This window comes from Pseudoalteromonas sp. L23, from assembly GCF_021728455.1.
Taxonomy (GTDB): Bacteria; Pseudomonadota; Gammaproteobacteria; order Enterobacterales; family Alteromonadaceae; genus Pseudoalteromonas.
In genome coordinates this window covers 284540-300143 of the sequence record NZ_JAKKCW010000004.1, presented here as the reverse complement: position 1 = coordinate 300143, position 15604 = coordinate 284540, and the positions used below count along the sequence as shown (strand labels likewise).

At 42.8% G+C, this 15604-nt stretch carries 16 protein-coding genes; 3 read left to right on the top strand and 13 right to left on the bottom strand.

What is annotated here, in order from left to right; genetic code table 11:
* Positions 1 to 32 precede the first annotated feature (32 nt).
* The 9 genes from L3V43_RS10010 to L3V43_RS09970 all read right to left on the bottom strand — a co-directional run bounded on the left by L3V43_RS10010 (position 33) and on the right by L3V43_RS09970 (position 7973).
* Positions 33 to 698 (bottom strand): methyltransferase domain-containing protein, encoded by a 666-nt coding sequence (locus L3V43_RS10010; protein WP_206471446.1) that lies wholly within the window; start codon positions 696 to 698, stop codon positions 33 to 35.
* 94 nt (positions 699 to 792) lie between these two features.
* Positions 793 to 1560: an ABC transporter permease gene (locus tag L3V43_RS10005; RefSeq protein ID WP_010605731.1), complete on the bottom strand. Its 768-nt coding sequence runs from the start codon at positions 1558 to 1560 to the stop codon at positions 793 to 795.
* Between the two features lie 2 nt (positions 1561 to 1562).
* Entirely contained in the window at positions 1563 to 2483 is a 921-nt protein-coding gene (locus L3V43_RS10000) for an ABC transporter ATP-binding protein (RefSeq protein WP_102056119.1), read from the bottom strand.
* A 6-nt stretch (positions 2484 to 2489) separates the two neighbouring features.
* Positions 2490 to 3113 carry a flavin prenyltransferase UbiX gene (locus tag L3V43_RS09995; protein ID WP_010605733.1) on the bottom strand — a complete coding sequence of 208 codons (624 nt, stop codon included), beginning with the start codon at positions 3111 to 3113 and terminating at the stop codon, positions 2490 to 2492.
* A 5-nt stretch (positions 3114 to 3118) separates the two neighbouring features.
* Positions 3119 to 4462: a UDP-N-acetylmuramate:L-alanyl-gamma-D-glutamyl-meso-diaminopimelate ligase gene (mpl, locus tag L3V43_RS09990; RefSeq protein ID WP_237116489.1), complete on the bottom strand. Its 1344-nt coding sequence runs from the start codon at positions 4460 to 4462 to the stop codon at positions 3119 to 3121.
* Between the two features lie 233 nt (positions 4463 to 4695).
* Positions 4696 to 5481: a CsgG/HfaB family protein gene (locus L3V43_RS09985; RefSeq protein ID WP_010605735.1), complete on the bottom strand. Its 786-nt coding sequence runs from the start codon at positions 5479 to 5481 to the stop codon at positions 4696 to 4698.
* The gene (locus L3V43_RS09980; protein ID WP_010605736.1) at positions 5482 to 5931 is read right to left on the bottom strand and encodes a curli assembly protein CsgF; all 450 of its coding nucleotides are present in this window, start codon (positions 5929 to 5931) and stop codon (positions 5482 to 5484) included.
* Position 5932: 1 nt separating this feature from the next.
* The gene (locus L3V43_RS09975) at positions 5933 to 6322 is read right to left on the bottom strand and encodes a CsgE family curli-type amyloid fiber assembly protein (RefSeq protein WP_029215819.1); all 390 of its coding nucleotides are present in this window, start codon (positions 6320 to 6322) and stop codon (positions 5933 to 5935) included.
* A 127-nt stretch (positions 6323 to 6449) separates the two neighbouring features.
* Positions 6450 to 7973: a curlin gene (locus L3V43_RS09970; RefSeq protein WP_102056117.1), complete on the bottom strand. Its 1524-nt coding sequence runs from the start codon at positions 7971 to 7973 to the stop codon at positions 6450 to 6452.
* A 627-nt stretch (positions 7974 to 8600) separates the two neighbouring features.
* Between L3V43_RS09970 and L3V43_RS09965 the strand changes: the two genes are divergently transcribed.
* Complete coding sequence (locus L3V43_RS09965) at positions 8601 to 11099, top strand: S8 family serine peptidase (protein ID WP_302480154.1); 2499 nt, start codon at positions 8601 to 8603, stop codon at positions 11097 to 11099.
* 602 nt (positions 11100 to 11701) lie between these two features.
* A complete protein-coding gene (galU, locus tag L3V43_RS09960) occupies positions 11702 to 12598 on the top strand; it encodes a UTP--glucose-1-phosphate uridylyltransferase GalU (RefSeq protein ID WP_102056114.1) in 897 nt (298 codons plus the stop codon).
* A 368-nt stretch (positions 12599 to 12966) separates the two neighbouring features.
* Here galU and L3V43_RS09955 read toward each other — a convergent pair whose 3' ends face one another.
* Both L3V43_RS09955 and L3V43_RS09950 read right to left on the bottom strand, forming a co-directional pair.
* On the bottom strand, positions 12967 to 13413 hold the full coding sequence (locus L3V43_RS09955) for a transposase (RefSeq protein ID WP_237116488.1): 447 nt from the start codon (positions 13411 to 13413) through the stop codon (positions 12967 to 12969).
* A gap of 477 nt (positions 13414 to 13890) precedes the next feature.
* Positions 13891 to 14283: a VOC family protein gene (locus tag L3V43_RS09950; protein WP_010605742.1), complete on the bottom strand. Its 393-nt coding sequence runs from the start codon at positions 14281 to 14283 to the stop codon at positions 13891 to 13893.
* 21 nt (positions 14284 to 14304) lie between these two features.
* Here L3V43_RS09950 and L3V43_RS09945 point away from each other — a divergent pair, with 21 nt between their 5' ends.
* Positions 14305 to 14595 (top strand): ribbon-helix-helix domain-containing protein, encoded by a 291-nt coding sequence (locus L3V43_RS09945; protein ID WP_102056111.1) that lies wholly within the window; start codon positions 14305 to 14307, stop codon positions 14593 to 14595.
* Between the two features lie 10 nt (positions 14596 to 14605).
* Here L3V43_RS09945 and L3V43_RS09940 read toward each other — a convergent pair whose 3' ends face one another.
* Together L3V43_RS09940 and L3V43_RS09935 are read right to left on the bottom strand one after the other, a co-directional pair.
* A complete protein-coding gene (locus L3V43_RS09940; RefSeq protein ID WP_174170382.1) occupies positions 14606 to 15283 on the bottom strand; it encodes a hypothetical protein in 678 nt (225 codons plus the stop codon).
* 74 nt (positions 15284 to 15357) lie between these two features.
* Positions 15358 to 15604 (bottom strand): hypothetical protein (locus L3V43_RS09935; protein WP_237123931.1); only part of this gene is annotated, 247 nt, incomplete at its 5' end.

The following is a 15604-nucleotide window of genomic DNA, read 5'->3' as shown; positions in this document are numbered from 1 at the left end:
TCGATCTTAAGTCGGACTTGTCATGGGTTAGCTCAAAGCGTTACGACGAGGCGGGTACTAGATTGACCACTTGCCCAATACTTACGCTCAAAGGGTGTAATAGCTTCATCACTTTCATAGGCTTCCACTTCAACATCAACGCCACTAAGCGCCAAAGCTCTGGCAAACTCTTTTACATAGATATCCCAATTACTGCGCAGCTCCAACTTGCCGCCTAACTTGACGATAAAAGGAAACACCGCGCTACCATGCCAGCGTCTTTGAATATGTTTAGCTTTCGGCCACGGATTAGGATACAGCAAATAATGGTGACTCGGCTGCCAATCGGCTTCCAGCGCTAATCGCCAAAAGTCATTGAGATCGGCTTGCACCAAAATATATTGGCCTTGTTCCGTTTGTTTATATTCAACATCATGTTTATCTAGTCGATGCGCAGACTTGTCGATGCCAATTACCAACGCATCAGGGTGTCGCTTCGCCAAATTTGCCGTACTTTCACCAACACCACAACATGAGTCCAAAATAATCGGTCCGTTATAGGCCTGTACTCGCGCATTAACCTCATCGAAAGCGCTTTGTGTATGTGCCGCAATGGGTTTTTTAAACTCAGCGGTTAGATGCTTAGTAACGATTTCATCGAGCTTTTCGTGTAGCCCTTGTTGATTAGTGGTGATACTACGAGAGTTTGCTTCTGTCATAACCAGTCATTATTAAGGGGGAATGGTAAGGATTTTACCTGAAATAACGCAAGAGCGCTGCAATTGATAGCAGCGCTCATTCTTTATCCTGCGGTTAGTGTCTTAGCCCAACACCGCGTTTAATTAAGTGCAGTGACAACCAAAATAGACCACATATAAATACACCTAATACCGTAAAGGCAACGCCAATATCAACGTCCGAAACACCTAAAAAGCCAAAACGGAAGGCATTTACCATATAGATGATTGGATTTACCTGTGACACACCTTGCCAAAACTCCGGCAGCAATGTGATTGAGTAAAATACGCCGCCTAGGTAAGTCAGGGGTGTAAGCACAAAAGTCGGAATAATGCTAATATCGTCAAAGCTGTTGGCAAACACCGCATTGATCAAACCACCTAATGCAAACACAGCTGACGTTAAAATAACCGTAATAACGATAACCGCTAGATTGTGAATTTGAATATCCACAAAAAACAGACTGACGATAGTAACAATAAGCCCAACGAGCATGCCTCGCGCCATACCACCGCCCATATAGCCAAGTACAATAATATAGTTAGGCACAGGTGCAACGAGTAGTTCTTCAATGCTCTTTTGAAACTTGGTGGAATAAAAACTCGAGGCAACATTAGAATAGGAGTTGGTGATCACCGACATCATGATTAAGCCAGGTACAATAAACTCCATGTAACTAAAGCCACCCATATCACCAATGCGCGAGCCGATTAAACTGCCAAATATCACAAAATAAAGTGTCATGGTGATCGCTGGCGGTACTAAGGTTTGCACCCAAATACGTAAAAACCGAATACACTCTTTTATCCAAATACTTTTTAACGCGACGCCATATTTCAACACGATTATGCCCCTCTCCCCTGCTCCAGTAAGCCAACAAACAACTCTTCTAAACGGTTAGCTTTGTTACGCATACTTAATACTTGATTACCTTGCTCTGTGAGCTGTGTGAACACCCCATTGAGCCCTTGCGACTTAGCTACTTCTACCTCAATAGTATGGTCATCTACGGTGGTAAATTGGTAACCATCGAGTGCCACAGGCAGCATGGGCGGCTTAAGATCAAGTACAAACGTTTCTTTATCCAACTTTGAGAGTAATGTCTTGATGGTCGTGTGCTCAACAATCGTGCCTTTATCAATAATCGCAATATTACGGCACAACAGCTCTGCTTCTTCTAAGTAATGCGTTGTGAGTATAATCGTTACGCCTTGCTTATTAATTTCACGCAAAAAATCCCACATAGAACGGCGTAGCTCTATATCCACACCAGCCGTAGGTTCATCTAAAATAAGGAGCTTAGGCTCATGCATCAATGCTCTTGCAATCATCAAGCGACGTTTCATACCGCCGGATAACGTGCGAGCTTGCTTATCTTTTTTATCAAATAATCCCAGCTGCTTGAGATACTTCTCGGCTCGCTGATGGGCAACGTCTCTTGGCACACCATAATAGCCCGCCTGAGTCACAAGAATTTGGTTTAGCGTCTCGAATTGGCTAAAGTTGAACTCCTGTGGTACTAAACCTAAGTTCGACTTAGCGTCTTCCAAATGAGTATCAATACTATGACCAAAAACCTCTACGCTGCCTTGGCTTTTATTCACCAGTGAGGCAATAACCCCTATTGTGGTAGATTTACCAGCCCCGTTTGGACCAAGTAGCGCAAAGAAGTCCCCTTCTTGAACTTCGAGATCAATGCCTTTAACGGCTTCGACGCCGTTACTATAAACTTTTTTTAACCCTTTGATGTTCAGTGCTATTGTCATATTTTATTATTCTCCATAACCCCAGCGCTTAGCTAAGGTATGCTCGATGTGTAGATGATCTAAAATGCGGGCCACCATAAAGTCGACCAAATCGTCGATACTTTGTGGCTGATGATAAAAACCAGGTGCTGCAGGCATGATAGTCACCCCCAAGCGGCTAAGCTTGAGCATGTTTTCAAGATGAATTGGACTAAAGGGCGTCTCACGCGGCACTAATATTAATTGGCCACGTTCTTTGATCACCACATCTGCTGCGCGCTCAAGCAAATTGTCAGATGCCCCAAGTGCAATGGCTGACACGCTTCCTGCGCTACACGGACACACCACCATCTGCTTTGGTGCAGCCGAGCCAGATGCCACAGGGCTAAACCAGTTATCTTTACCAAATACCTGAATTTGCTTATCTTTAGCACAGAAAAGCGTCTGTAGTTGCTCTGTTGCTTTTTGTTCATTTCCTGAGAGTTTTAAATTCGACTCAGTATCCAGCACCACTCTGGCTGCGCTCGAGATTAGCACGTAAACTTGATAGTTTAACGACACCAATACCTCGAGTAATCTTAGTCCGTAAGGGGCGCCCGACGCACCACTAAAGGCCAGCGTAATTGGCCCATTAAATGTTTGTTCTGACATAATGATTACTTTTTCAATGCAGTTAAAAGTTTGTCGTGGATGCCACCAAAACCACCATTACTCATAATCAACACATGCTGGTTTGGTGCTTGATTTGTCACAACCTGTGCGACAATCTCATCTACGCTTGCAAAACACTGACGACCCGCGGCTTCAGCTTGTGCTTTAAGAGACCAAGATAGGCCATCTGGTTCGAATAGATACACTTCATCTGCCACATCAAGGGATTGCAATAAGGTTTCTTGATGAATGCCAAGCTTCATCGTATTTGAGCGAGGCTCTAAAATAGCAATGATAGGTGCATCTCCAACTTTTGCTCTAAGACCTGCGAGGGTCGTTGCTATTGCCGTGGGATGATGCGCGAAGTCATCATAGACAGTAACGCCATTGACCTCCCCTTTAATTTCCATACGGCGCTTAGGAGAAATAAATTGCCCCAGCGCTTCGATACTCACCTCGATTGGAATGCCCACATGTCTTGCCGCCGCAATCGCCATCATGGCATTTTTGACATTATGTACACCAATCGCTTGCCAATTTACTTCGCCTTTTTCTTCGCCTTCAAATAACACTGTAAAGCGAGAGCCGTCAGCCTTGAGCAGGTTATACGACCATTCTTTACCAAGGGATTCCTGCTCACTCCAAAAACCGCGTTCAATGACGTTTTGTAGCGCAGTATCATCCGCTGGATATACGGCCTTACCCTGGCTGGGTAGCGTGCGAATTAAATGATGAAACTGGGTTTGAATGGCATTTAAATCTGGAAAAATATCAGCGTGATCATATTCAAGATTGTTGAGTATTAACGTGCGAGGTAAGTAATGGACAAACTTGCTGCGTTTATCGAAAAACGCCGTATCGTATTCGTCGGCTTCGATAACAAAGAATGGCGTATCTGAAGTGCGCGCCGACACACCAAAGTTTTGCACAATGCCACCGATCAAAAAGCCCGGGCGTAATCCTGCGTATTCGAGTAACCAAGCTAACATGCTTGCTGTGGTCGTTTTGCCATGCGTACCGGCCACAGCCAACACCCATGACTGGCGTAATACATGGTTTTTTAACCATTCAGGGCCTGAGGTATAACGCATACCCTTTTCTAAAACATATTCAACGCACGGATTACCACGGCTCATGGCATTGCCGATGATCACCACATCAGGCTCAACATCAATGAGTTGCTTAGGGTCGTACCCTTGAGTTAGTTCAATTCCGAGTGATTCAAGTTGTGTACTCATCGGCGGGTAAACATTGAGATCTGAACCTGTGACTTTGTGCCCCAATGATTGAGCGATGGCTGCGATCCCGCCCATAAAGGTACCGCAAATCCCTAAAATATGTACGTGCATGATGTTAGCGTTCTTTATTATTTCATTGCCATTTAGATTAACATACTCAGCTTATTGGTGGCTGACTTTATTGTTGAATCTCATGCACCAGTATTATTCTTTATTTTAAAGTGGGTAGTGTGAGAACGTGCTCAAGGTTGTGTCGTGCTTAAAGATGTGTCGCGCTAAAGCACGACCTACGGTTAGTGGTGCGTGCCACGCAAAAGGGAGCGTTGTGGTAAAGGTTTGTCGCGCTAAAGCGCGACCTGCGATGCGGTAGCTGCCGACCACACGCCTTTTTCGATACCCTGTTGTACCATCAAAGTCAGCGCTTTTTCTATCGCTTGAGTTACACAAATGTGCATCGGTTCGTTATCGCTAAAACCCGCTTCGGCTTCAGCCAATCGTTTATAACTCACATAGCGGAAAAACCCTGCCCGAACCTCCATGGATAGCACCTTTTTACTACTCGCGACAGAAAGCAACACTTGCCCGGTACGAACATCAACTGCGCGCATATAAATAGAGATAACATCCTCACGATAAAGCTCAGATGCACCTATGCCAAAATATTCCATCCCCAAACCGCCTGTGCGGATATTAGAGTCATAGCTGATGATCCCACCTTCTAAAATAATCTTTGCGGTCATTAATGGTGGCAAAGCGCTTGTATCATTATCATCACTTGCTGCACGAATAATTTTGCGCTCAGTCAGCAGGTTTTGCAGCCCTTCACGTTCTACCGGAATAAACCAATCCGTTTCGTGTAGTGCCTGCATTAAAATCGAGTTAGCGCCTTGAGTCACCGCTGTTGAAAATGAACTCACATTATCTTGTGGTTTATATTGCCCAGTTTGGTCGCGAAATGAATAAACCGAGACAGGAATTCGCCCTTTAGGTGTGGGTAAATTTTTTAGTTCTGCAAAGGTCTCGGTATCGGTCAGCTCAATAGCCACACTTTGCGCCGGTGGCAACACACGTGACATGCTAGAACAACCACCAAGTAGTAACAACAATACCAATAAAGTTACACGGAGCATTTAGTATCCTCCACCAGCCGAAGCGGCAAACCTGGGTACTTCAAGAATGGTTTCTTCACCCGATGCTGTATTTGTTATTCTAACCGTAATGGTGTCGGGTGTACTGGTGATCACTTGGATTTGATAGTCGCCACTCATAAACGTCGCGTCTTGATCAAAAATACTGTCTTTGATGTCATCACCAAACGCCACATCCGTAATTTCTCTTACCAAGCGGTTGAGATACGTACGCTCGAGTGATTCTTGAAACTTTTCATCATAGGTCTTTTCTATAATTGGCGCTCTGTGTTTATTTTGAGATTGCGCTTTACTCAATAACATATTGGCGTTTAACGGGTTACCACCAAATGCGGGGTTAATTGGTTTATATACCAGCTCCGTTGCTGCCACATGAGCACCGCTAAGTAGCATTAAACCAGCACACACGATTGTTGTTTTTATTGTTGCCATGTTACCACCCACTTGCTGCTAAATCTTCTGAGCCATTCTGTTGATATTGTTCTCTCGCCATCGCATCCATAATAGTAAAGATGGCAGTCTCAACTCGCTCATCAACAGAGCCACCTCTCCTTCCCATCGCTGTTGCGTAGACTGCGCGATTATTCATTAAAACTTCTAACCGAGTGCCTGCTCTTGGTAAAACCGTTTCTTTAACCGTGATATTAATTCCCGAGGTGTTAGGAACATCTCTCCAAAGCTGTGAAAATTGAAAGTAAAACTGATGACCAAATCGGCTAATACTCTGATCCATCACTAAACCATCAATTTCTACATCTTCTTGTGCACTCAGTGAAAACGTAGAAACGAGCATGGCGCTCAAGAATGTTATTATTCTTATCATTATTTGTTTACTCACGGCATAGAATGTCTTTACTGACGAGATTCACATTGATATTTTGGTTAGCTGAATAGTACAAAATACGGGGGCCGGTGTTGCCCCCTGTCTAAATTGCTTAGCTATTACTTAGTTATTGCTGAGTGATAGTCGCAACGTTATTGTCACCAACCTGAGTTACGGTAATGTTTTGACCACTACCTGTAATTCCACCTTGAACTAAGTTGCCATCACCAATTTGGCTTACTGTAAATGCATTATCATCACCGTTGATAATGAATGCTTCTGAGCCCATACCCATCACAAAGTTGTTGCTACCATTTTGTGTGATGTCTAACATATTACGGCTGCCTTCAAGCATTAAATCTATCGCGTTAAATTCACCTGATTGCGCAATATCTACTTGGTTTGAACTGCTATCGAACACACTGCTCATCGTCACAACAACACCATTGCCAGTGCCACTTTGTGAGATATCAACGGCGTTGTCATTGCTTGCAAGGCTAACGTCTGGGTAAGATGATTGCACCACCACCTCGTTTTCATCACCCGTTTGGGTAACATCAACATCGTTATCACTACCGTTGAAATTCGCAACATGTGCGATATTCGCATCACCCACTTGAGTCGCTGAAAATTCATTGTTTTCACCAGCAACGCCAAGGTACATCTCGTTGCCATTGCCAATTTGCATCGCGGTAAATTCGTTATTATCACCAACAACGTCAGCTTGAACTTTGTTCTCATCACCACGCTGTTCAGCCGTCACTTCATTATCACTACCAACTAATAAATCTGACGCAAAGGTGTTAGTTGAGCCTTCCTGATCGATACTAAGCTCGTTATTGTCTCCAGTAATTTCAAATACGTTAACCGTATTGCTATCACCTTCCGACTGCTCAATCTCAACTTGGTTGTCATCCCCAATCACTGTCTCTACGGCGATAACATTGAAATTGCCGCTTTGGCTCGATTCAATTTCGTTTTCATTACCCTGTAGACTAACCACTTTATATTGGTTATACACACCATCTTGGTCCAAAGTAATTTGGTTCATATCACCTTGTACAGACTCAAGTGTGGCTTCGTTCCACATACCTGACTGTGTCGCTGATACCTCGTTTTGGCTACCTTGCATATTTAGGTTGTAGAACCATTGACCGCCAGAACCTTGAGATACCGTAATAGTATTTTGATCGCCATTAATGATATTGATGGCTTCGTTGTTAATCCCAAGGATCCCGCTACCTGACTGCTGAATGTCAATCGCGTTATCGTCGCCAGTAACTTCCGTTAATGCGCCGTTAGATTCACCATCTTGGCTATATACTTGGTTATTGTTGTTACCGGTTGTTGTTATAATAGCGACGTTACCAGTACCATTTTGATCGGCTTCTGTAATGTTGTTGTCGCCAACCGTAGTCACATCTGTCAGATTAGATGTTCCCAGTTGCACAGAAGCTAACTCGTTGCCACCTTGACTACCTGAAGTTTGTGAAAGCTTAAGCTCATTACTTGTTCCACTTACACGTTCTACTTGTGAAAGTGCAGAAGTTGAAAGTGGTTTATTATCTGATTTTGCCTCAGCATGTGCTGTAATAGAATGTGTTAGCGCAAGTGCGATAGCGCAACTCACGATTGATTTTGAAAACTTCACACTGTTCTCCTTAGAGATTTATTATATTATTTTTCAATTAAGTGCTTAGTGCAGGCTTTGAGCTGTTGCCGAACTCAGCCAACTGCAACCTTTCACTTAACTAACGTCCTGTTATGACTCATTACTCTTGAGTCGCTCCCACCTGTGCCAGTTACCAGAGTGTTACATTTTTAATGAAAAACGTAATCTATATCAAAGTCAGCAAATCAATATGATGAAATAATATATTTTATTACGTCTAGTCATCTTTAACTCTAAGATGGGAACAACCGAAGATAAATAAGAAGATTTTATGAAAAAAATATCCTTTATTTTTCATTACAATACAAAGCTAAACTTACACAAAATTACGAACAAAAAATGGAGATACAAAAAAAGTATGGTTAAAGTTCAAACGCACCCATTTCCATACACCCCATAAAAAAGAACCAAATAATTCATTCCGAAACCTCCTACCCAGTAAAAAATCCTGATTTTATTAATTAACGCTTTTTTTACATTGCACTGCTGAATATCTGCGTCTAGGTTTTAAGACGTTGCCAAAAAGACCACAGCCACTACCAGAAAAATTACCAACTCAAAAATCGTGTATCGATGGATACGCTTGAAATTAAAAAGGTTATTAATATGAGATCTAAACTTTCTGCATTGTCTTTGGCTTTGCTACCAGCACTTGCTTTCACGGCTCAAGCGGCAGTTCAAATTGAAACAACAACCGCGACTGCAGACGACAGCATCCTAGTTGTATTTAAAGAAAATACCTCTGCAGCACTTCGTGCAAATGCAAGAAACCTAGTAAAAGCAAAAATGGCAGATTTAAATGCTGACGGTGTCGATGATAAATACCGTCATGTTTTGAAAGGTCGTTTAGCAAACTTTAAGCTAGATAGCATTACAGCAAAACAAGCGATTGAAAAACTGGCTAATCATCCAGCGGTTGCATATGTTGAGCCTGACTATCAAGTAAAAGCACTTGGCATTCCCGATGACAGTCGTTTTGACGAATTGTGGGGTATGCACAACACAGGTCAAACTGGTGGTACAGCAGATGCCGACATTGACGCTCCTGAAGCGTGGGATATTACGGTTGGCTCACGTGATGTTATCGTCGGTGTGATCGATACCGGTGTTGATTATACTCACCCAGATCTAGCCGCAAATGCATGGTACAACCCGGGTGAAATAGCTGGGGATGGTATTGATAACGACGGTAACGGTTATATTGATGACGTTCACGGTATCAACGCGATTACTGGTAGTGGCGATCCGATGGATGACCAAGGCCACGGTACGCACGTTTCGGGTACTATCGGTGCTTCAGGCAACGATGCAACGGGCGTTGCTGGTGTAAACCATGAGGTGTCTATCGTAGGCTGTAAATTCCTCGATGCATCAGGCTCAGGCTCAACCTCAGATGCGATTGAGTGTATTGACTATATGGTTGCGCTTAAAAACGCGGGTCATAACGTTCGTGTTACTAATAATAGTTGGGGTGGCGGCGGCTTCAGCCAAGCACTTTCTGATGCAATCACAGCCAGTGAAAATGCGGATATCTTATTTGTTGCCGCAGCTGGTAACAGTGCGGTAGATAACGACGTAAACCCTCACTATCCTTCAAGCTATGAACACGACAGTGTATTCTCTATTGCAAGTACAACACATACCGATGCGATGTCTTCATTTTCTCAATGGGGTTTAACGTCTGTTGACATGGGCGCACCAGGTAGCGCAATTTTATCTACCGTTCCAGGTGGTGGTTATTCAAGTTACTCAGGTACTTCAATGGCGACACCTCACGTTGCAGGTGCTGCTGCTCTGGTACTTTCTATCAATCCTACACTAAGTGCTATCGAGCTTAAAAACCTACTGATGCAAAGTGGTGATGTTAATGCTGACCTTACAGATAAAACAGTATCTGGTAAGCGCTTAAATGTGAATCAAGCAGTAATCGATGCAGACCCAGAGCCTGGCTTTAGAGTGTCAGCTCGTCCTGCTAATCAGGAAATCACGGCGGGCGATACTGCAACATACGAATTTACTTTTGCTTCGGTCGCTGACTGGCAGGGTACTATAGACTTGTCTGTTACCTCACCAATTGCTGGTGCGACATTGTCTGCGACTACCGCAATGCCTGGCGATACTGTAACACTTTCAGTACCAACTACGGCTTCGACTCAATGGGGCGAATATAGCTTTACACTCAATGCAACATCAGGTGAACTTGCAGATCAAGAGCAGGTAGGACTATATGTATTACCTCAAGGGTTAAGCGATTTCAGCTATGAAAATACTACCGCGGTAGACATCCCTGATAACGATGCTTCTGGTATTACTTCTGTGATCACTGTAGCTGATACGGTTACTGTGTTTGATAGTAATACCCTAGTGGATATTACACACACCTACATTGGCGACTTAATTGTTACACTTACCTCTCCAGCTGGAACAGTAGCAACACTGCATAACCGTCAAGGTGGTGCCGCAGACGACATTAACCAAACCTTTAACTCAGCTGCATTTAATGGTGAAGTTGCAACAGGTGATTGGACATTGTCTGTCTCAGATAATGCAGGTATCGATACTGGAACATTGAACAGTTGGACTCTGAACCTAACAGGCCTTGGTGAAACATCTCCTCAACCTCCAGTTGCGGGCTTCAGTTTTGCAGCTTCAGGCTTAGCCGTGACATTCACTGATGAGAGCCGCGACCCGAACGATGACATCGTTAGTTGGGCATGGGACTTTGGTGATGGCAGCATCAGTACTGACGCAAGCCCGATCCATGAGTTTGCAGCATCTGGTGAGTACAGCGTTTCTCTGACTGTTACTGATAGTGAAGGCAACAGCCACACAACAACCCAATCTGTTATTGTTAGTACTGATGAAATTGAGCTATCGCTAGTTCGCGCAAATAAGTCTCGCTTAGGCTTTATCCGCGTAGAACTTTCATGGCAAGGCAGCAGTGCAGATGAAGTAACGATTTACCGTGATGGACAAGCGATTGAATCTGTCTCAAATACTGGTAAATTCAGAGACTTCTCTCGTGATTTAGAAGCTACCAGCTACACGTATAAAGTGTGTCAATCTAGTGAAATCTGTTCAAATGAAATCACAGTGAACTTTTAATCACTCTATCCCCAAAAAATAATCTAAGCCCCGGAAGGGGCTTTTTTGGGCCATAAGATATTGCCACATAGGCTTATTTTAATACCTAGAAACCCAATAACACGTCATACAACACCTGACTCCCCAACCGTTATAACCACTTCAACTCGAAGTACTAACCACATAAGTCCTTTAAATAAGCGGATAAATATGGATTTATACCAATTCTCTTAATTAAGTGATCTATTTTGAGGCGAGAAAATATTGTCGATAATACCGCTACCGCGTCCTGCTATCGCCAAAGTACCTACAACCATATAAACAAGAGAAAAGTTTGCTATTCAGTTGTTCTAAATAAGAAATTTTTAACGCAGATAGCATCAGTTTTGCTCCGTCAAATTGAACAAGTATTAAGATTAATTGGTATTATATACTTGCAACAGAAAGAACTAATAATCATTCGTTATTACATCGCGATGGAACATCATTCGCTAGAGTTAAAAACCAAACTTCAATTACCAACCGTACATATTGCAACATAAATTTGTTTGCAACTTAGCTTATAATGGTTAAAATTGCGGGCTATGTCGAAAAAAGGCAGCAAGAATTAAACCGGAGATGATATGAAAGCAGTGATTCCTGTGGCAGGTTTGGGAACTAGGATGCTACCAATGACCAAAGCAATTCCAAAAGAAATGCTGCCTTTGGTAGATAAACCTCTGATTCAGTACATAGTCAAAGAGTGCGTTGCAGCAGGTATCAAAGAAATCGTATTAGTGACTCACTCATCAAAAAATGCAATTGAAAACCATTTTGATACTAGCTTTGAGCTGGAAGCTACATTGGAAAAGCGCGTAAAACGCAAGCTATTGGATGAAGTGCGCTCAATTTGTCCTGACGACGTCACTATTATGCATGTTCGTCAGGGTGAAGCTAAGGGCCTTGGACATGCTGTGTTATGTGCGCAGCCCATTGTTGGTGACAATGACTTTGTTGTTGTATTACCTGACGTAGTTTTAGACGAATATTCTGCGGATCAAAGTAAAGAAAACCTTGCTGCAATGCTTTCTCGTTTTAACCAAACCAAAACTAGCCAAATTATGCTAGAACCGGTTCCACAGCAGGACGTATGTAAGTACGGTATCGCTGATGTTAATGGCATTCAACTTAGCGCTGGCGAGAGTAGCGCGATAAAGCATATGATCGAAAAGCCAAGCATTGAAGAGGCTCCTTCTAACCTAGCAGTGGTTGGCCGCTATGTGCTTTCTAAAAATATTTGGCCCCTATTAAGGAAAACACCTGTCGGTGCCGGTGGCGAGATCCAGTTAACAGATGCAATCGATATGTTGATGGAAAAAGAAACCGTTGAAGCTTTTCATATGAGTGGACGCTCACATGACTGCGGAGATAAGCTGGGTTATCTTAAAGCTATCGTTGAATATGCTATTCGTGACGAGCAGTTAGGTGAAGAATTTTCACAATTCTTAAAACGCTTTCATCAATTAAGCCTAGCTTCTTAGTTTGTCGCGGGATAAACCCGCTGCTACCGGTTTGCACATTCGTCGCAGCGACTTTAGGTCGCGACTCTTTTATGACTTTAGGTCGCGACGCTTTTAAGATTTAATATCACGACTCACACCAACCTTGGTCGCGGGATAAACCCGCTGCTACCGGTTTGCACATTCGTAGCAGCGACTTTAAGTCGCGATTCTTTTATGACTTCAGGTCGCGACGCTTGTAAGATTTAATATCACGACTCACACCAACCTTGGTCGCGGGATAAACCCGCTGCTACTGGTTTGCACATTCGTAGCAGCGACTTTAGGTCGCGACTCTTTTATGACTTTAAGTCGTGACGCTTGTAATGACTTTCAATCACCTTAATAAATCACACCCATATACAAAACCAATATGGATATTCACATACCCGCGTAACAAGGTTAGCCCTTATTGGGTTCTGAATTATATACCTTGCTTGCTCTTTTAAATCATCTTCGCTTCGAATCAAGTGTTCATAATAACCTTTTTGCCATAAGCTAAAGACACCAAATGAGCGTAAACGAGTCGTAATTCGACCCTTTATGGCGCGAATTGCATCTGACAAGCTAAGGGAGCCATTTAGCTGTATGATTAAGTGCAGATGATCAGGCATTAAAACGAAAGCAATAACTTTAAAAAGGCGTTCCTTTTCGCAAGCCATGATTGTCTTAGCGGCCTCAGCACAAATCGAAAAGGAGTTAAAGTACGACTTTCTATCTTTGCACGTTACGGTAATTGCATAGAACTGATTTACGAGTGAGACCCGCTTATTCCTCAAGTTTTGACTTTTGTACATGTTATATCCTTATAACTCTACGTACATAAAGAATAGAGCAGATTTGAAAGAGAGCAAACTTGAAAAGTATATTGGAATCAACCCCGGTCGCGGGATAAACCCGCTGCTACCGGTTTTTGTACATTCGTAGCAGCGACTTTAGGTCGCGACGCTTTTATGGCTTTAGGTCGCGACGCTTTTAAGATTTAATATCACGACTCACACCAACCCTGGTCGCGGGATAAACCCGCTGCTACCGGTTTGCACATTCGTCGCAGCGACTTTAGGTCGCGACGCTTGTAAGATTTAATATCACGACTTACACCAACCTTGGTCGCGGGATAAACCCGCTGCTACCGGTTTGCACATTCGTAGCAGCGACTTTAAGTCGCGACTCTTTTATGACTTTAGGTCGCGACTCTTTTATGACTTTAGGTCGCGACTTATTTAACGATTTTATGTTGAGATTTACAACCTTTGACGCGGAGTACCCCGTTTCTACCGATATACCTCACTTTTTTCAATCACTTCAATATCATACCCATCAGGATCTTTGATAAAAAAGAACCTTGCTACCAATACATCGTGATTATAAAAGTCCTTGACTGCTTGAGGATTGTAGTTACTTTTTTGGGCTTTATCGTAAATTACTTCCAAATTATCTACAGCAAATGCAAGATGCCCATAGCCATTACCGATGGTATAATCTACAGCCTCATGATTCCAAGTCAGCTCTAATTCAAAGGACGTTTCTTCATTGCCAAGATAGATAAGAGAAAAGCCACTAAAATCTAGTCGTCGCTTCACTGTCAATGCAAATACATCATGATAAAATTTAGTTGAACGATCAGCATCTTTCACTCTGATCATTGAATGGATCATTTTTGCCATTACTTTACCTATGGAATTTATATGTGTGAGCTCTACGCATCAACCCCCCCTCACTGCTACGAAGTAGATAAGCGCTCTATCCGAATTCAAGGTGCTGTTACTAGCCTTGCTTTAGAGAACGAAATTTGGCACCTGCTAGAAAACATAGCTAAGAATGAACAGCTTACTTTAGCTGAGTTTATTTCAACTCTTTATCAAGAAGTAATTGAACGCCATGGTGAGATTAAAAATTTGGCGTCAATGTTGCGTATTACCTGCTTAACTTACCTTGCAAATAATAAAGCAAACGATCTACACAGTGGTAGTAGCTGAATACTACACTTTACTGTCGCTCTAAAAAGCGTTGCCATGTAATATTCGGATTGATAACTCGGATTGGTGAAATGACCTGCTTCAGTAAGCAAAGAGGAGGACGTTTCACTTCATGGCCATCTTGCTTGAGACCCAGCAAATATTGGAAGCTGCTTTTTGTACCGAGCTGTATAGCTGAAATTCTAACTTGCTGCTCAAAATTCAAACGCAGGCTGCTGATCGCAGTTTTCATGCCTTGCTGGTCAACATTAGGTAGACCACACTTCTGCAAGTACCCTTGCCTTTCCCCTTCGCCAGAAAACCAAATTCTGACTTTCTCACTATAGCGCCCAGTCTTAGCTGGTAAATCAAATAGTATGCGATGATGAGCTTGTTGTTTGACTAGTGCTAAATACTGTTCTAACCCGCTTTGCCATAAAGCAGAATGGATGGGCACAATACGTGGTTGAATTTTACCGTGAGTATTAAAATGAAACACATGAACATGATCTTCATAATGAATATCATCAAGTGTAAGAGAACCAATTTCATCACTGTAAGCCCCCGTATAATAGCTCAGCAAAGGTAACCAAAAATGCCAATGCTTGGGTTGCTCACGCTTCAACTTTTCATCCGAGTATATATAGCCATTGAACAAAGTATGAAGTTCCATAGAGGAAAACGCTCTTCGGCCTAAATGAGATTTCATACTGTAGTCAACGTATTGAGTATACTAAAGATCTTAAGTTTAACGGTTTTTAGTCTTTTTCGGAAGTTTGATAGTTACCTTCTCCTCAAAGCAGCCTGTTTATCCCGCGACAAGCGCGTAAAGAAAAGAGTTGTGGCATAAAACCATAAAAGAGAGTCGTGACCTAAAGCCATAAAAGAGTCGCGACCTAAAGTCATAAAAGAGTCGCGACCTAAAGTCATAAAAGAGTCGCGACCTAAAGTCATAAAAGAGTCGCGACCTAAAGTCATAAAAGAGTCGCGACCTAAAGTCATAAAAGAGTCGCGACCTAAAGTCATAAAA